Source organism: Endozoicomonas sp. SCSIO W0465, from assembly GCF_023716865.1.
In the GTDB taxonomy this organism is placed as follows: Bacteria; Pseudomonadota; Gammaproteobacteria; order Pseudomonadales; family Endozoicomonadaceae; genus Endozoicomonas.
The window spans coordinates 397090-414572 of the sequence record NZ_CP092417.1 but is presented as its reverse complement, the minus strand read 5'-3'; the positions used below and the strand labels follow the sequence as shown (position 1 = coordinate 414572).

The window sequence follows — 17483 nt, the reverse complement described above, 5'->3', positions numbered from 1 at the left end:
GCTCACTTTATGACTGAGCCCTGACCGGTTGCTACCGTATAGTACAGGGCATCCGGCGTACCACCGGCGCCATTGTCCAGCTCCAGGCCATACTCGCCCTCGTAGGGGGAGACCCCGTAAGGACCGCCCAGTGTGACAATTTCCGACCGTTGGCATCGCTCCAGCCCTCGGCCAGCACACCCCTTCAAAGTCCAGTACCGACAGGACGGTCTCTTCGGCCACTACCGGATCGGGCCTCATTCTGATCCACCACCGAAACGCTGTATTGCTGCTCACTGAAGGCCCGCCGGGTCAGCCACCCGCACGGTCAGCTGATGGCTGCTGGCCGTCTCATAATCCAGCACGCCGGCGACGGTAATGACGCCGGTTGCCCCATCAATGGCAAACAGGCCGCCAGCATCATCGGTCAGGCTGAAGGTCAGCGTATCGCCATCGGCATCACTGGCCTGTACCTGACCCACCTCCGTTCCGGGCTGGGCATCCTCGGCAATCGCCAGTTGCGTCAAATAAGCCTCGATGTCACCGTTCGCTATTGCGGTTGCCAGCTCCGGGTTATCCGCGCTGGCGGCCTGCACAGAGACATTATCGACCCACAAGTCCGTAGCGGCGCCATGCTCGGTGGTATCCGAAATCCGGATGACCATATTGCCCGCAGACCGGGCAGTGAACCCGAGGCTCAGGGTTTGCAGGGAATCGGAGTCGGTACTGAACGGCTCCGTTGCCAGTATGTCACCGGTTGCCTGGTCAATCACCTCCACCCGGCCGGTCGCGGTTGGGTTGCCGCCCAAGCGGTAGCCAAGGCTCAGGGCATAGTTAACATCCGGATATCCGGGCATGACATGCTCGGCTACCCCGTCACTGAAATCGCCACCACCACCGAACTGCAGGGCGTCTGATACGTCGATGGTTCCCGACAGCGTCCAGTCATCGCCCGTGGCGAAATCGCCATTGCTGACCAGCTCGGTGTCCAGCACCAGGCCGGCGTAGGTATCGCCGTTCAGGATGAATTCAGGGGGGGCATTTTCAACCACGTCCACCCGGCTCAGGGTGATCAGGTCCAGCAGAGGGCCAGACCCGTCATCCTGACCGGCCACTTCACGGATTGCCAGCTGGGTACTGGCCAGGCCGGTATCCGGCAGGGTCACCACATACTCGCCCCAGGCATCAGTCGGGTTAATGGTCTCGAGTACCTCACCGTTCCAGACCACTTCCACGTGATCCGAGCCATCACCGCCCGGACGTTCGTGAACCCGCAGGCTCACTTTATGGCTGAGGCCCTGCCCGGTTGCCACCGTATAGTACAGGGCATCCGGCGTACCACCGGCGCCATTATCCAGCTCCAGGCCATACTCGCCCTCGTAGGGGGAGACCCCGTAAGGACCCCAGTGTGACAATTTCGGAACCGTTGGCATCGCTCCAGCCCTCGGCCAGCACACCACCTTCAAAGTCCAGTACCGACAGAACGGTCTCTTCGGTAACCACCGGATCCGGTGCCTCATGTTGATCCACCACCGAAACGCTGTATTGCTGCTCACTGAAGGCACCCGCCGGGTCAGTAACCCGCACGGTCAGCTGATGGCTGCTGGCCGTCTCATAATCCAGCACGCCGGCGACGGTAATGACGCCGGTTGCCCCATCAATGGCAAACAGGCCGCCAGCATCATCGGTCAGGCTGAAGGTCAGCGTATCGCCATCGGCATCACTGGCCTGTACCTGACCCACCACCGTTCCAGGCTGGGCATCCTCGGCAATCGCCAGTTGCGTCAAATAAGCCTCGATATCACCGTTCGCTATTGCGGTTGCCAGCTCCGGGTTATCCGCGCTGGCGGCCTGCACAGAGACATTATCGACCCACAAGTCCGTAGCGGCGCCATGCTCGGTGGTATCCGAAATCCGGATGACCATATTGCCCGCAGATTGGGCAGTGAACCCCAGGTTCAGGGTTTGCAGGGAATCGGAGTCGGTACTGAACGACTCCGTTACCAGTATGTCACCGGATGCCTGGTCAATCACCTCCACCCGGCCGGTCGCGGTTGGGTTGCCGCCCAAGCGGTAGCCAAGGCTCAGGGCATAGTTAACATCCGGATATCCGGGCATGACATGCTCGGCTACCCCGTCACTGAAATCGCCACCACCACCGAACTGCAGGGCGTCTGATACGTCGATGGTTCCCGACAGCGTCCAGTCATCGCCCGTGGCGAAATCGCCATTGCTGACCAGCTCGGTGTCCAGCACCAGGCCGGCGTAGGTATCGCCGTTCAGGATGAATTCAGGGGGGGCATTTTCAACCACGTCCACCCGGCTCAGGGTGATCAGGTCCAGCAGAGGGCCAGACCCGTCATCCTGACCGGCCACTTCACGGATTGCCAGCTGGGTACTGGCCAGGCCGGTATCCGGCAGGGTCACCACATACTCGCCCCAGGCATCGGTCGGGTTAATGGTCTCGAGCACCTCACCGTTCCAGACCACTTCCACGTGATCCGAGCCATCACCGCCCGGACGTTCGTGAACCCGCAGGCTCACTTTATGGCTGAGGCCCTGCCCGGTTGCCACCGTATAGTACAGGGCATCCGGCGTACCACCGGCGCCATTGTCCAGCTCCAGGCCATACTCGCCCTCGTAGGGGAGACCCATAAGGACCACCCAGTGTGACAATTTCCGACCCGTTTGGCATCGCTCCAGCCCTCGGCCAGCACACCACCTTCAAAGTCCAGTAACCGACAGAACGGTCTCTTCGGTAACCACCGGATCCGGGGCGTCATCACGGCCGTTGACAGTGATGGTCCCCGTATGAGCCGTGCCGTCCAGCGAGTACCGGTCAGGGTGTCGCTCAGGGTCTCACCGTCGTTCAGTGATTGAATGGCCGGCTGGCTGTTGTCCGCGCTGTAACTCCAGTTGCCGCTGGCATCGAGGTCAGGTCACCGTAGCTGCCATTGATCGTGCCGGCGGTGAACTGTGCTTCACCGGCATCCACATCACTGATTGACAAGGCACCGGAGACCGTCAGCATGCTGTCGCTGTCTTCGCTGACGCTGCCACTGTCGGTGCCGCTGATTACCGCCCCGTCGTTGCTGCCGGTGACGGTGAGGGTCAGGGTATGGTCGGTGCCGCCCTCCGATTGGATAGTCACGGTATCGCTGAGGGTATCCCCGTCGCCCAGGGACTGGATGGCCGGCTGGCTGTTATCGGCACTGTAGGTCCAGTTGCCCGCTGCATCCAGGCCCACGGTACCGTACAGGCCGCTGTAGCTGCCGGCGGCAAACTGCGCCTGGCCACTGTCCGGGTGACTGATGGTCAGGGTACCGGAGGCGGTCAGGGTCGCGTCGCTGTCCTCGGTCATCGCACCGGTGTCCACGCCGCCGATCTCCGCCGGGGTATTAACGTCGCCCATCCGGCTCAGGGTGATCAGGTCCAGCAGCGGGCCAGACCCGTCATCCTGACCGGCCACTTCACGGATCGCCAGCTGGGTACTGGCCAGGCCGGTATCCGGCAGGGTCACCACATACTCGCCCCAGGCATCGGTCGGGTTAATGGTCTCAAGCACCTCACCGTTCCAGACCACTTCCACGTGATCCGAGCCATCACCGCCGGACGTTCGTGAACCCGCAGGCTCACTTTATGACTGAGCCCTGACCGGTTGCTACCGTATAGTACAGGGCATCCGGCGTACCACCGGCGCCATTGTCCAGCTCCAGGCCATACTCGCCCTCGTAGGGGGAGACCCCGTAAGGACCGCCCAGTGTGACAATTTCCGACCGTTGGCATCGCTCCAGCCCTCGGCCAGCACACCCCTTCAAAGTCCAGTACCGACAGGACGGTCTCTTCGGCCACTACCGGATCGGGGGCCTCATTCTGATCCACCACCGAAACGCTGTATTGCTGCTCACTGAAGGCACCTGCCGGGTCAGCCACCCGCACGGTCAGCTGATGGCTGCTGGCCGTCTCATAATCCAGCACGCCGGCGACGGTAATGACGCCGGTTGCCCCATCAATGGCAAACAGGCCGCCAGCATCATCGGTCAGGCTGAAGGTCAGCGTATCGCCATCGGCATCACTGGCCTGTACCTGACCCACCTCCGTTCCGGGCTGGGCATCCTCGGCAATCGCCAGTTGCGTCAAATAAGCCTCGATGTCACCGTTCGCTATTGCGGTTGCCAGCTCCGGGTTATCCGCGCTGGCGGCCTGCACAGAGACATTATCGACCCACAAGTCCGTAGCGGCGCCATGCTCGGTGGTATCCGAAATCCGGATGACCATATTGCCCGCAGACCGGGCAGTGAACCCGAGGCTCAGGGTTTGCAGGGAATCGGAGTCGGTACTGAACGGCTCCGTTGCCAGTATGTCACCGGTTGCCTGGTCAATCACCTCCACCCGGCCGGTCGCGGTTGGGTTGCCGCCCAAGCGGTAGCCAAGGCTCAGGGCATAGTTAACATCCGGATATCCGGGCATGACATGCTCGGCTACCCCGTCACTGAAATCGCCACCACCACCGAACTGCAGGGCGTCTGATACGTCGATGGTTCCCGACAGCGTCCAGTCATCGCCCGTGGCGAAATCGCCATTGCTGACCAGCTCGGTGTCCAGCACCAGGCCGGCGTAGGTATCGCCGTTCAGGATGAATTCAGGGGGGGCATTTTCAACCACGTCCACCCGGCTCAGGGTGATCAGGTCCAGCAGAGGGCCAGACCCGTCATCCTGACCGGCCACTTCACGGATTGCCAGCTGGGTACTGGCCAGGCCGGTATCCGGCAGGGTCACCACATACTCGCCCCAGGCATCAGTCGGGTTAATGGTCTCGAGTACCTCACCGTTCCAGACCACTTCCACATGATCCGAGCCATCACCGCCCGGACGTTCGTGAACCCGCAGGCTCACTTTATGGCTGAGGCCCTGCCCGGTTGCCACCGTATAGTACAGGGCATCCGGCGTACCACCGGCGCCATTGTCCAGCTCCAGGCCATACTCGCCCTCGTAGGGGGAGACCCCGTAAGGACCGCCCAGTGTGACAATTTCCGACCCGTTGGCATCGCTCCAGCCCTCGGCCAGCACACCCCCTTCAAAGTCCAGTACCGACAGAACGGTCTCTTCGGTAACCACCGGATCCGGGGCGTCATCACGGCCGTTGACAGTGATGGTCACCGTATGAGCCGTGCCGTCCAGCGAGTACACGGTCAGGGTGTCGCTCAGGGTCTCACCGTCGTTCAGTGATTGAATGGCCGGCTGGCTGTTGTCCGCGCTGTAACTCCAGTTGCCGCTGGCATCGAGGGTCAGGTCACCGTAGCTGCCATTGATCGTGCCGGCGGTGAACTGTGCTTCACCGGCATCCACATCACTGATTGACAAGGCACCGGAGACCGTCAGCATGCTGTCGCTGTCTTCGCTACGCTGCCACTGTCGGTGCCGCTGATTACCGCCCCGTCGTTGCTGCCGGTGACGGTGAGGGTCAGGGTATGGTCGGTGCCGCCCTCCGATTGGATAGTCACGGTATCGCTGAGGGTATCCCCGTCGCCCAGGGACTGGATGGCCGGCTGGCTGTTATCGGCACTGTAGGTCCAGTTGCCCGCTGCATCCAGGCCCACGGTACCGTACAGGCCGCTGTAGCTGCCGGCGGCAAACTGCGCCTGGCCACTGTCCGGGTGACTGATGGTCAGGGTACCGGAGGCGGTCAGGGTCGCGTCGCTGTCCTCGGTCATCGCACCGGTGTCCACGCCGCCGATCTCCGCCGGGGTATTAACGTCGCCCATCCGGCTCAGGGTGATCAGGTCCAGCAACGGGCCACCCCCGTCATCCTGACCGGCCACTTCACGGATTGCCAGCTGGGTACTGGCCAGGCCGGTATCCGGCAGGGTCACCACATACTCGCCCCAGGCATCGGTCGGGTTAATGGTCTCGAGCACCTCACCGTTCCAGACCACTTCCACATGATCCGTACCATCATAGTCCGGACGTTCGTGAACCCGCAGGCTCACTTTATGGCTGAGGCCCTGCCCGGTTGCCACCGTATAGTACAGGGCATCCGGCGTACCACCGGCGCCATTATCCAGCTCCAGGCCATACTCGCCCTCGTAGGGGGAGACCCCGTAAGGACCACCCAGTGTGACAATTTCGGAACCGTTGGCATCGCTCCAGCCCTCGGCCAGCACACCGCCTTCAAAGTCCAGTACCGACAGGACAGTCTCTTCGGCCACCACCGGATCCGGTGCCTCATGTTGATCCACCACCGAAACGCTGTATTGCTGCTCACTGAAGGCTCCCGCCGGGTCAGCCACCCGCACGGTCAGCTGATGGCTGCTGGCCGTCTCATAATCCAGCACGCCGGCGACGGTAATGACGCCGGTTGCCCCATCAATGGCAAACAGGCCGCCAGCATCATCGGTCAGGCTGAAGGTCAGCGTATCGCCATCGGCATCACTGGCCTGTACCTGACCCACCTCCGTTCCGGGCTGGGCATCCTCGGCAATCGCCAGTTGCGTCAAATAAGCCTCGATATCACCGTTCGCTATTGCGGTTGCCAGCTCCGGGTTATCCGCGCTGGCGGCCTGCACAGAGACATTATCGACCCACAAGTCCGTAGCGGCGCCATGCTCGGTGGTATCCGAAATCCGGATGACCATATTGCCCGCAGACCGGGCAGTGAACCCGAGGTTCAGGGTTTGCAGGGAATCGGAGTCGGTACTGAACGACTCCGTTGCCAGTATGTCACCGGTTGCCTGGTCAATCACCTCCACCTGGCCGGTCGCGGTTGGGTTGCCGCCCAGGCGGTAGCCAAGGCTCAGGGCATAGTTAACATCCGGATATCCGGGCATGACATGCTCGGCTACCCCGTCACTGAAATCGCCACCACCACCGAACTGCAGGGCGTCTGATACGTCGATGGTTCCCGACAGCGTCCAGTCATCGCCCGTGGCGAAATCGCCATTGCTGACCAGCTCGGTGTCCAGCACCAGGCCGGCGTAGGTCTCGCCGTTCAGGATGAATTCAGGGGGGGCATTTTCAACCACGTCCACGCGGCTCAGGGTGATCAGGTCCAGCAGAGGGCCAGACCCGTCATCCTGACCGGCCACTTCACGGATTGCCAGCTGGGTACTGGCCAGGCCGGTATCCGGCAGGGTCACCACATACTCGCCCCAGGCATCGGTCGGGTTAATGGTCTCGAGCACCTCACCGTTCCAGACCACTTCCACGTGATCCGAGCCATCACCGCCCGGACGTTCGTGAACCCGCAGGCTCACTTTATGGCTGAGGCCCTGCCCGGTTGCCACCGTATAGTACAGGGCATCCGGCGTACCACCGGCGCCATTGTCCAGCTCCAGGCCATACTCGCCCTCGTAGGGGGAGACCCCGTAAGGACCGCCCAGTGTGACAATTTCCGACCCGTTGGCATCGCTCCAGCCCTCGGCCAGCACACCCCCTTCAAAGTCCAGTACCGACAGAACGGTCTCTTCGGTAACCACCGGATCCGGGGCGTCATCACGGCCGTTGACAGTGATGGTCACCGTATGAGCCGTGCCGTCCAGCGAGTACACGGTCAGGGTGTCGCTCAGGGTCTCACCGTCGTTCAGTGATTGAATGGCCGGCTGGCTGTTGTCCGCGCTGTAACTCCAGTTGCCGCTGGCATCGAGGGTCAGGTCACCGTAGCTGCCATTGATCGTGCCGGCGGTGAACTGTGCTTCACCGGCATCCACATCACTGATTGACAAGGCACCGGAGACCGTCAGCATGCTGTCGCTGTCTTCGCTGACGCTGCCACTGTCGGTGCCGCTGATTACCGCCCCGTCGTTGCTGCCGGTGACGGTGAGGGTCAGGGTATGGTCGGTGCCGCCCTCCGATTGGATGATCACGGTATCGCTGAGGGTCACCCCGTCGCCCAGGGACTGGATGGCTGACTGGCTGTTGTCGGCACTGTAGGTCCAGTTGCCCGCTGCATCCAGGGCCCACGGTACCGTACAGGCCGCTGTAGCTGCCGGCGGCAAACTGCGCCTGGCCACTGTCGGGTGACTGATGGTCAGGGTACCGGAGGCGGTCAGGGTCGCGTCGCTGTCCTCGGTCATCGCACCGGTGTCCACGCCGCCGATCTCCGCCGGGGTATTAACGTCGCCCATCCGGCTCAGGGTGATCAGGTCCAGCAGCGGGCCAGACCCGTCATCCTGACCGGCCACTTCACGGATCGCCAGCTGGGTACTGGCCAGGCCGGTATCCGGCAGGGTCACCACATACTCGCCCCAGGCATCGGTCGGGTTAATGGTCTCAAGCACCTCACCGTTCCAGACCACTTCCACGTGATCCGAGCCATCACCGCCCGGACGTTCGTGAACCCGCAGGCTCACTTTATGACTGAGCCCCTGACCGGTTGCTACCGTATAGTACAGGGCATCCGGCGTACCACCGGCGCCATTGTCCAGCTCCAGGCCATACTCGCCCTCGTAGGGGGAGACCCCGTAAGGACCGCCCAGTGTGACAATTTCCGACCCGTTGGCATCGCTCCAGCCCTCGGCCAGCACACCCCCTTCAAAGTCCAGTACCGACAGGACGGTCTCTTCGGCCACTACCGGATCGGGGGCCTCATTCTGATCCACCACCGAAACGCTGTATTGCTGCTCACTGAAGGCACCTGCCGGGTCAGCCACCCGCACGGTCAGCTGATGGCTGCTGGCCGTCTCATAATCCAGCACGCCGGCGACGGTAATGACGCCGGTTGCCCCATCAATGGCAAACAGGCCGCCAGCATCATCGGTCAGGCTGAAGGTCAGCGTATCGCCATCGGCATCACTGGCCTGTACCTGACCCACCTCCGTTCGGGCTGGGCTCCTCGGCAATCGCCAGTTGCGTCAAATAAGCCTCGATGTCACCGTTCGCTATTGCGGTTGCCAGCTCCGGGTTATCCGCGCTGGCGGCCTGCACAGAGACATTATCGACCACAAGTCCGTAGCGGCGCCATGCTCGGTGGTATCCGAAATCCGGATGACCATATTGCCCGCAGACCGGGCAGTGAACCCGAGGCTCAGGGTTTGCAGGGAATCGGAGTCGGTACTGAACGGCTCCGTTGCCAGTATGTCACCGGTTGCCTGGTCAATCACCTCCACCCGGCCGGTCGCGGTTGGGTTGCCGCCCAAGCGGTAGCCAAGGCTCAGGGCATAGTTAACATCCGGATATCCGGGCATGACATGCTCGGCTACCCCGTCACTGAAATCGCCACCACCACCGAACTGCAGGGCGTCTGATACGTCGATGGTTCCCGACAGCGTCCAGTCATCGCCCGTGGCGAAATCGCCATTGCTGACCAGCTCGGTGTCCAGCACCAGGCCGGCGTAGGTATCGCCGTTCAGGATGAATTCAGGGGGGGCATTTTCAACCACGTCCACCCGGCTCAGGGTGATCAGGTCCAGCAGAGGGCCAGACCCGTCATCCTGACCGGCCACTTCACGGATTGCCAGCTGGGTACTGGCCAGGCCGGTATCCGGCAGGGTCACCACATACTCGCCCCAGGCATCAGTCGGGTTAATGGTCTCGAGTACCTCACCGTTCCAGACCACTTCCACGTGATCCGAGCCATCACCGCCCGGACGTTCGTGAACCCGCAGGCTCACTTTATGACTGAGGCCCCTGCCCGGTTGCCACCGTATAGTACAGGGCATCCGGCGTACCACCGGCGCCATTATCCAGCTCCAGGCCATACTCGCCCTCGTAGGGGAGACCCCGTAAGGACCGCCCAGTGTGACAATTTCGGAACCGTTGGCATCGCTCCAGCCCTCGGCCAGCACACCACCTTCAAAGTCCAGTACCGACAGACAGGTCTCTTCGGCACCACCGGATCCGGTGCCTCATGTTGATCCACCACCGAAACGCTGTATTGCTGCTCACTGAAGGCTCCCGCCGGGTCAGCCACCCGCACGGTCAGCTGATGGCTGCTGGCCGTCTCATAATCCAGCACGCCGGCGACGGTAATGACACCGGTTGCCCCATCAATGGCAAACAGGCCGCCAGCATCATCGGTCAGGCTGAAGGTCAGCGTATCGCCATCGGCATCACTGGCCTGTACCTGACCCACCTCCGCTCCGGGCTGAGCATCCTCGGCAATCGCCAGTTGCGTCAAATAAGCCTCGATATCACCGTTCGCTATCGCGGCTGCCAGCTCCGGGTTATCCGCGCTGGCGGCCTGCACAGAGACATTATCGACCCACAAGTCCGTAGAGGCGCCATGCTCGGTGGTATCCGAAATCCGGATGACCATATTGCCCGCAGACCGTCCAGTGAACCCGAGGTTCAGGGTTTGCAGGGAATCGGAGTCGGTACTGAACGACTCCGTTGCCAGTATGTCACCGGATGCCTGGTCAATCACCTCGATCTGGCCGGACGCGGTTGGATTCCCCCCTAACCGATAGCTCAGGCTCAGGGCGTAGTTGACATCCGGGTATCCGGGCATGACATGCTCGGCTACCCCGTCACTGAAATCGCCACCACCACCGAACTGCAGGGCGTCTGATACGTCGATGGTTCCCGACAGCGTCCAGTCATCGCCCGTGGCGAAATCGCCATTGCTGACCAGCTCGGTGTCCAGCACCAGCCGGCGTAGGTCTCGCCGTTCAGGATGAATTCAGGGGGGGCATTTTCAACCACGTCCACCCGGCTCAGGGTGATCAGGTCCAGCAGAGGGCCAGACCCGTCATCCTGACCGGCCACTTCACGGATTGCCAGCTGGGTACTGGCCAGGCCGGTATCCGGCAGGGTCACCACATACTCGCCCCAGGCATCGGTCGGGTTAATGGTCTCGAGCACCTCACCGTTCCAGACCACTTCCACGTGATCCGAGCCATCACCGCCCGGACGTTCGTGAACCCGCAGGCTCACTTTATGGCTGAGGCCCTGCCCGGTTGCCACCGTATAGTACAGGGCATCCGGCGTACCACCGGCGCCATTGTCCAGCTCCAGGCCATACTCGCCCTCGTAGGGGAGACCCCATAAGGACCACCCAGTGTGACAATTTCGACCCGTTGGCATCGCTCCAGCCCTCGGCCAGCACACCACCTTCAAAGTCCAGTACCGACAGAACGGTCTCTTCGGTAACCACCGGATCCGGGGCGTCATCACGGCCGTTGACAGTGATGGTCACCGTATGAGCCGTGCCGTCCAGCGAGTACACGGTCAGGGTGTCGCTCAGGGTCTCACCGTCGTTCAGTGATTGAATGGCCGGCTGGCTGTTGTCCGCGCTGTAACTCCAGTTGCCGCTGGCATCGAGGGTCAGGTCACCGTAGCTGCCATTGATCGTGCCGGCGGTGAACTGTGCTTCACGGCATCCACATCACTGATTGACAAGGCACCGGAGACCGTCAGCATGCTGTCGCTGTCTTCGCTGACGCTGCCACTGTCGGTGCCGCTGATTACCGCCCCGTCGTTGCTGCCGTGACGGTGAGGGTCAGGGTATGGTCGGTGCCGCCCTCGGATTGGATGATCACGGTATCGCTGAGGGTATCCCCGTCGCCCAGGGACTGGATGGCCGGCTGGCTGTTATCGGCACTGTAGGTCCAGTTGCCCGCTGCATCCAGGCCCACGGTACCGTACAGGCCGCTGTAGCTGCCGGCGGCAAACTGCGCCTGGCCACTGTCCGGGTGACTGATGGTCAGGGTACCGGAGGCGGTCAGGGTCGCGTCGCTGTCCTCGGTCATCGCACCGGTGTCCACGCCGCCGATCTCCGCCGGGGTATTAACGTCGCCCATCCGGCTCAGGGTGATCAGGTCCAGCAGCGGGCCAGACCCGTCATCCTGACCGGCCACTTCACGGATCGCCAGCTGGGTACTGGCCAGGCCGGTATCCGGCAGGGTCACCACATACTCGCCCCAGGCATCGGTCGGGTTAATGGTCTCAAGCACCTCACCGTTCCAGACCACTTCCACGTGATCCGAGCCATCACCGCCCGGACGTTCGTGAACCCGCAGGCTCACTTTATGACTGAGCCCCTGACCGGTTGCTACCGTATAGTACAGGGCATCCGGCGTACCACCGGCGCCATTGTCCAGCTCCAGGCCATACTCGCCCTCGTAGGGGGAGACCCCGTAAGGACCGCCCAGTGTGACAATTTCCGACCCGTTGGCATCGCTCCAGCCCTCGGCCAGCACACCCCCTTCAAAGTCCAGTACCGACAGGACGGTCTCTTCGGCCACTACCGGATCGGGGGCCTCATTCTGATCCACCACCGAAACGCTGTATTGCTGCTCACTGAAGGCACCTGCCGGGTCAGCCACCCGCACGGTCAGCTGATGGCTGCTGGCCGTCTCATAATCCAGCACGCCGGCGACGGTAATGACGCCGGTTGCCCCATCAATGGCAAACAGGCCGCCAGCATCATCGGTCAGGCTGAAGGTCAGCGTATCGCCATCGGCATCACTGGCCTGTACCTGACCCACCTCCGTTCCGGGCTGGGCATCCTCGGCAATCGCCAGTTGCGTCAAATAAGCCTCGATGTCACCGTTCGCTATTGCGGTTGCCAGCTCCGGGTTATCCGCGCTGGCGGCCTGCACAGAGACATTATCGACCCACAAGTCCGTAGCGGCGCCATGCTCGGTGGTATCCGAAATCCGGATGACCATATTGCCCGCAGACCGGGCAGTGAACCCGAGGCTCAGGGTTTGCAGGGAATCGGAGTCGGTACTGAACGGCTCCGTTGCCAGTATGTCACCGGTTGCCTGGTCAATCACCTCCACCCGGCCGGTCGCGGTTGGGTTGCCGCCCAAGCGGTAGCCAAGGCTCAGGGCATAGTTAACATCCGGATATCCGGGCATGACATGCTCGGCTACCCCGTCACTGAAATCGCCACCCCACCGAACTGCATGGCGTCTGATACGTCGATGGTTCCCGACAGCGTCCAGTCATCGCCCGTGGCGAAATCGCCATTGCTGACCAGCTCGGTGTCCAGCACCAGGCCGGCGTAGGTATCGCCGTTCAGGATGAATTCAGGGGGGGCATTTTCAACCACGTCCACCCGGCTCAGGGTGATCAGGTCCAGCAGAGGGCCAGACCCGTCATCCTGACCGGCCACTTCACGGATTGCCAGCTGGGTACTGGCCAGGCCGGTATCCGGCAGGGTCACCACATACTCGCCCCAGGCATCAGTCGGGTTAATGGTCTCGAGTACCTCACCGTTCCAGACCACTTCCACGTGATCCGAGCCATCACCGCCCGGACGTTCGTGAACCCGCAGGCTCACTTTATGCTGAGGCCCTGCCCGGTTGCCACCGTATAGTACAGGGCATCCGGCGTACCACCGGCGCCATTATCCAGCTCCAGGCCATACTCGCCCTCGTAGGGGGAGACCCCGTAAGGACCGCCCAGTGTGACAATTTCGGAACCGTTGGCATCGCTCCAGCCCTCGGCCAGCACACCCCTTCAAAGTCCAGTACCGACAGACGGTCTCTTCGGTAACCACCGGATCCGGTGCCTCATGTTGATCCACCACCGAAACGCTGTATTGCTGCTCACTGAAGGCTCCCGCCGGGTCAGCCACCCGCACGGTCAGCTGATGGCTGCTGGCCGTCTCATAATCCAGCACGCCGGCGACGGTAATGACGCCGGTTGCCCCATCAATGGCAAACAGGCCGCCAGCATCATCGGTCAGGCTGAAGGTCAGCGTATCGCCATCGGCATCACTGGCCTGTACCTGACCCACCACCGTTCCGGGCTGGGCATCCTCGGCAATCGCCAGTTGCGTCAAATAAGCCTCGATATCACCGTTCGCTATCGCGGTTGCCAGCTCCGGGTTATCCGCGCTGGCGGCCTGCACAGAGACATTATCGACCCACAAGTCCGTAGCGGCGCCATGCTCGGTGGTATCCGAAATCCGGATGACCATATTGCCCGCAGACCGTCCAGTGAACCCAGGTTCAGGGTTTGCAGGGAATCGGAGTCGGTACTGAACGACTCCGTTGCCAGTATGTCACCGGATGCCTGGTCAATCACCTCACTGGCCCGGTCGCGGTTGGGGTTCCCCCAAGCGGTAGCCAGGCTCAGGGCATAGTTAACATCCGGTATCCGGGCATGACATGCTCGGCTACCCCGTCACTGAAATCGCCACCACCACCGAACTGCAGGGCGTCTGATACGTCGATGGTTCCCGACAGCGTCCAGTCATCGCCCGTGGCGAAATCGCCATTGCTGACCAGCTCGGTGTCCAGCACCAGGCCGGCGTAGGTCTCGCCGTTCAGGATGAATTCGGGGGGGCATTTTCAACCACGTCCACCCGGCTCAGGGTGATCAGGTCCAGCAGAGGGCCAGACCCGTCATCCTGACCGGCCACTTCACGGATTGCCAGCTGGGTACTGGCCAGGCCGGTATCCGGCAGGGTCACCACATACTCGCCCCAGGCATCGGTCGGGTTAATGGTCTCGAGCACCTCACCGTTCCAGACCACTTCCACGTGATCCGAGCCATCACCGCCCGGACGTTCGTGAACCCGCAGGCTCACTTTATGGCTGAGGCCCTGCCCGGTTGCCACCGTATAGTACAGGGCATCCGGCGTACCACCGGCGCCATTGTCCAGCTCCAGGCCATACTCGCCCTCGTAGGGGGAGACCCCATAAGGACCACCCAGTGTGACAATTTCCGACCCGTTGGCATCGCTCCAGCCCTCGGCCAGCACACCACCTTCAAAGTCCAGTACCGACAGAACGGTCTCTTCGGTAACCACCGGATCCGGGGCGTCATCACGGCCGTTGACAGTGATGGTCACCGTATGAGCCGTGCCGTCCAGCGAGTACACGGTCAGGGTGTCGCTCAGGGTCTCACCGTCGTTCAGTGATTGAATGGCCGGCTGGCTGTTGTCCGCGCTGTAACTCCAGTTGCCGCTGGCATCGAGGGTCAGGTCACCGTAGCTGCCATTGATCGTGCCGGCGGTGAACTGTGCTTCACCGGCATCCACATCACTGATTGACAAGGCACCGGAGACCGTCAGCATGCTGTCGCTGTCTTCGCTGACGCTGCCACTGTCGGTGCCGCTGATTACCGCCCCGTCGTTGCTGCCGGTGACGGTGAGGGTCAGGGTATGGTCGGTGCCGCCCTCCGATTGGATAGTCACGGTATCGCTGAGGGTATCCCCGTCGCCCAGGGACTGGATGGCGGCTGGCTGTTATCGGCACTGTAGGTCCAGTTGCCCGCTGCATCCAGGCCCACGGTACCGTACAGGCCGCTGTAGCTGCCGGCGGCAAACTGCGCCTGGCCACTGTCCGGGTGACTGATGGTCAGGGTACCGGAGGCGGTCAGGGTCGCGTCGCTGTCCTCGGTCATCGCACCGGTGTCCACGCCGCCGATCTCCGCCGGGGTATTAACGTCGCCCATCCGGCTCAGGGTGATCAGGTCCAGCAGCGGGCCAGACCCGTCATCCTGACCGGCCACTTCACGGATCGCCAGCTGGGTACTGGCCAGGCCGGTATCCGGCAGGGTCACCACATACTCGCCCCAGGCATCGGTCGGGTTAATGGTCTCAAGCACCTCACCGTTCCAGACCACTTCCACGTGATCCGAGCCATCACCGCCCGGACGTTCGTGAACCCGCAGGCTCACTTTATGACTGAGCCCCTGACCGGTTGCTACCGTATAGTACAGGGCATCCGGCGTACCACCGGCGCCATTGTCCAGCTCCAGGCCATACTCGCCCTCGTAGGGGGAGACCCCGTAAGGACCGCCCAGTGTGACAATTTCCGACCCGTTGGCATCGCTCCAGCCCTCGGCCAGCACACCCCCTTCAAAGTCCAGTACCGACAGGACGGTCTCTTCGGCCACTACCGGATCGGGGGCCTCATTCTGATCCACCACCGAAACGCTGTATTGCTGCTCACTGAAGGCACCTGCCGGGTCAGCCACCCGCACGGTCAGCTGATGGCTGCTGGCCGTCTCATAATCCAGCACGCCGGCGACGGTAATGACGCCGGTTGCCCCATCAATGGCAAACAGGCCGCCAGCATCATCGGTCAGGCTGAAGGTCAGCGTATCGCCATCGGCATCACTGGCCTGTACCTGACCCACCTCCGTTCCGGGCTGGGCATCCTCGGCAATCGCCAGTTGCGTCAAATAAGCCTCGATGTCACCGTTCGCTATTGCGGTTGCCAGCTCCGGGTTATCCGCGCTGGCGGCCTGCACAGAGACATTATCGACCCACAAGTCCGTAGCGGCGCCATGCTCGGTGGTATCCGAAATCCGGATGACCATATTGCCCGCAGACCGGGCAGTGAACCCGAGGCTCAGGGTTTGCAGGGAATCGGAGTCGGTACTGAACGGCTCCGTTGCCAGTATGTCACCGGTTGCCTGGTCAATCACCTCCACCCGGCCGGTCGCGGTTGGGTTGCCGCCCAAGCGGTAGCCAAGGCTCAGGGCATAGTTAACATCCGGATATCCGGGCATGACATGCTCGGCTACCCCGTCACTGAAATCGCCACCACCACCGAACTGCAGGGCGTCTGATACGTCGATGGTTCCCGACAGCGTCCAGTCATCGCCCGTGGCGAAATCGCCATTGCTGACCAGCTCGGTGTCCAGCACCAGGCCGGCGTAGGTATCGCCGTTCAGGATGAATTCAGGGGGGGCATTTTCAACCACGTCCACCCGGCTCAGGGTGATCAGGTCCAGCAGAGGGCCAGACCCGTCATCCTGACCGGCCACTTCACGGATTGCCAGCTGGGTACTGGCCAGGCCGGTATCCGGCAGGGTCACCACATACTCGCCCCAGGCATCAGTCGGGTTAATGGTCTCGAGTACCTCACCGTTCCAGACCACTTCCACGTGATCCGAGCCATCACCGCCCGGACGTTCGTGAACCCGCAGGCTCACTTTATGGCTGAGGCCCTGCCCGGTTGCCACCGTATAGTACAGGGCATCCGGCGTACCACCGGCGCCATTATCCAGCTCCAGGCCATACTCGCCCTCGTAGGGGGAGACCCCGTAAGGACCACCCAGTGTGACAATTTCGGAACCGTTGGCATCGCTCCAGCCCTCGGCCAGCACACCACCTTCAAAGTCCAGTACCGACAGAACGGTCTCTTCGGTAACCACCGGATCCGGTGCCTCATGTTGATCCACCACCGAAACGCTGTATTGCTGCTCACTGAAGGCACCCGCCGGGTCAGTAACCCGCACGGTCAGCTGATGGCTGCTGGCCGTCTCATAATCCAGCACGCCGGCGACGGTAATGACGCCGGTTGCCCCATCAATGGCAAACAGGCCGCCAGCATCATCGGTCAGGCTGAAGGTCAGCGTATCGCCATCGGCATCACTGGCCTGTACCTGACCCACCACCGTTCCAGGCTGGGCATCCTCGGCAATCGCCAGTTGCGTCAAATAAGCCTCGATATCACCGTTCGCTATTGCGGTTGCCAGCTCCGGGTTATCCGCGCTGGCGGCCTGCACAGAGACATTATCGACCCACAAGTCCGTAGCGGCGCCATGCTCGGTGGTATCCGAAATCCGGATGACCATATTGCCCGCAGGGCAGTGAACCCGAG

General features: G+C 62.2%; 13 protein-coding genes and 3 pseudogenes. 1 reads left to right on the top strand and 15 read right to left on the bottom strand.

Annotation, left to right across the window (positions count from 1 at the left end):
- Positions 1 to 2 precede the first annotated feature (2 nt).
- The 9 genes and pseudogenes from MJO57_RS01880 to MJO57_RS33060 all read right to left on the bottom strand — a co-directional run bounded on the left by MJO57_RS01880 (position 3) and on the right by MJO57_RS33060 (position 11242).
- Complete coding sequence (locus tag MJO57_RS01880) at positions 3 to 188, bottom strand: hypothetical protein (protein WP_252022474.1); 186 nt, start codon at positions 186 to 188, stop codon at positions 3 to 5.
- An 84-nt stretch (positions 189 to 272) separates the two neighbouring features.
- Entirely contained in the window at positions 273 to 1394 is a 1122-nt protein-coding gene (locus MJO57_RS01875) for a cadherin repeat domain-containing protein (RefSeq protein WP_252022472.1), read from the bottom strand.
- The gene (locus MJO57_RS01870) at positions 1330 to 2634 is read right to left on the bottom strand and encodes a cadherin repeat domain-containing protein (protein WP_252022470.1); all 1305 of its coding nucleotides are present in this window, start codon (positions 2632 to 2634) and stop codon (positions 1330 to 1332) included. The genes MJO57_RS01875 and MJO57_RS01870 overlap by 65 nt, the downstream gene beginning before the upstream one ends.
- A pseudogene (locus tag MJO57_RS33070) lies at positions 2520 to 3391 on the bottom strand (VCBS domain-containing protein). The gene MJO57_RS01870 and the pseudogene MJO57_RS33070 overlap by 115 nt, the downstream one beginning before the upstream one ends.
- A gap of 104 nt (positions 3392 to 3495) precedes the next feature.
- Positions 3496 to 5364 (bottom strand): VCBS domain-containing protein, encoded by a 1869-nt coding sequence (locus MJO57_RS01860; protein WP_252022466.1) that lies wholly within the window; start codon positions 5362 to 5364, stop codon positions 3496 to 3498.
- The gene (locus MJO57_RS01855) at positions 5358 to 8816 is read right to left on the bottom strand and encodes a VCBS domain-containing protein (protein WP_256493183.1); all 3459 of its coding nucleotides are present in this window, start codon (positions 8814 to 8816) and stop codon (positions 5358 to 5360) included. Before MJO57_RS01855 ends, MJO57_RS01860 begins: the two co-directional genes overlap by 7 nt.
- Positions 8817 to 8855: 39 nt before the next feature.
- The gene (locus tag MJO57_RS01850) at positions 8856 to 9635 is read right to left on the bottom strand and encodes a hypothetical protein (protein ID WP_252022462.1); all 780 of its coding nucleotides are present in this window, start codon (positions 9633 to 9635) and stop codon (positions 8856 to 8858) included.
- Positions 9636 to 9655: 20 nt separating this feature from the next.
- On the bottom strand, positions 9656 to 10561 hold the full coding sequence (locus tag MJO57_RS33065; protein ID WP_371924750.1) for a cadherin repeat domain-containing protein: 906 nt from the start codon (positions 10559 to 10561) through the stop codon (positions 9656 to 9658).
- A 288-nt stretch (positions 10562 to 10849) separates the two neighbouring features.
- The gene (locus MJO57_RS33060; protein ID WP_371924856.1) at positions 10850 to 11242 is read right to left on the bottom strand and encodes a VCBS domain-containing protein; all 393 of its coding nucleotides are present in this window, start codon (positions 11240 to 11242) and stop codon (positions 10850 to 10852) included.
- Between MJO57_RS33060 and MJO57_RS01835 the strand changes: the two genes are divergently transcribed.
- Positions 11180 to 11404, top strand: coding sequence for a hypothetical protein (locus MJO57_RS01835; protein WP_252022457.1), 225 nt, complete (start codon positions 11180 to 11182; stop codon positions 11402 to 11404). The two genes, MJO57_RS33060 and MJO57_RS01835, sit on opposite strands and share 63 nt — an antisense overlap.
- Here MJO57_RS01835 and MJO57_RS01830 read toward each other — a convergent pair.
- From MJO57_RS01830 to MJO57_RS33055, 6 genes and pseudogenes are all read right to left on the bottom strand, one after another.
- Positions 11379 to 12776 (bottom strand): VCBS domain-containing protein, encoded by a 1398-nt coding sequence (locus MJO57_RS01830; protein WP_252022455.1) that lies wholly within the window; start codon positions 12774 to 12776, stop codon positions 11379 to 11381. The genes MJO57_RS01835 and MJO57_RS01830 overlap by 26 nt on opposite strands.
- An 11-nt stretch (positions 12777 to 12787) precedes the next feature.
- Complete coding sequence (locus MJO57_RS01825; protein WP_252022452.1) at positions 12788 to 13201, bottom strand: hypothetical protein; 414 nt, start codon at positions 13199 to 13201, stop codon at positions 12788 to 12790.
- A gap of 66 nt (positions 13202 to 13267) precedes the next feature.
- Positions 13268 to 13843, bottom strand: coding sequence for a cadherin repeat domain-containing protein (locus MJO57_RS01820; protein WP_252022449.1), 576 nt, complete (start codon positions 13841 to 13843; stop codon positions 13268 to 13270).
- A 154-nt stretch (positions 13844 to 13997) separates the two neighbouring features.
- Positions 13998 to 14168, bottom strand: coding sequence for a hypothetical protein (locus tag MJO57_RS01815; RefSeq protein WP_252022446.1), 171 nt, complete (start codon positions 14166 to 14168; stop codon positions 13998 to 14000).
- A gap of 23 nt (positions 14169 to 14191) precedes the next feature.
- A pseudogene (locus MJO57_RS32640) lies at positions 14192 to 16447 on the bottom strand (VCBS domain-containing protein).
- Between the two features lie 674 nt (positions 16448 to 17121).
- Positions 17122 to 17457, bottom strand: a pseudogene (locus MJO57_RS33055) (cadherin repeat domain-containing protein); the annotation flags it as partial.
- Between the last annotated feature and the right edge of the window lie 26 nt (positions 17458 to 17483).

Excerpts from the sequence above, each read along its gene's own strand:
- MJO57_RS01870 (WP_252022470.1), bottom strand. The coding sequence starts at position 2,634 with ATGGGTCTCCCCTACGAGGGCGAGTATGGCCTGGAGCTGGACAATGGC.
- MJO57_RS01860 (WP_252022466.1), bottom strand. The coding sequence starts at position 5,364 with ATGCTGACGGTCTCCGGTGCCTTGTCAATCAGTGATGTGGATGCCGGT.
- MJO57_RS01850 (WP_252022462.1), bottom strand. The coding sequence starts at position 9,635 with ATGCCCTGTACTATACGGTGGCAACCGGGCAGGGGCCTCAGTCATAAA.
- MJO57_RS01830 (WP_252022455.1), bottom strand. The coding sequence starts at position 12,776 with ATGCCCGGATATCCGGATGTTAACTATGCCCTGAGCCTTGGCTACCGC.
- MJO57_RS01820 (WP_252022449.1), bottom strand. The coding sequence starts at position 13,843 with ATGGTCATCCGGATTTCGGATACCACCGAGCATGGCGCCGCTACGGAC.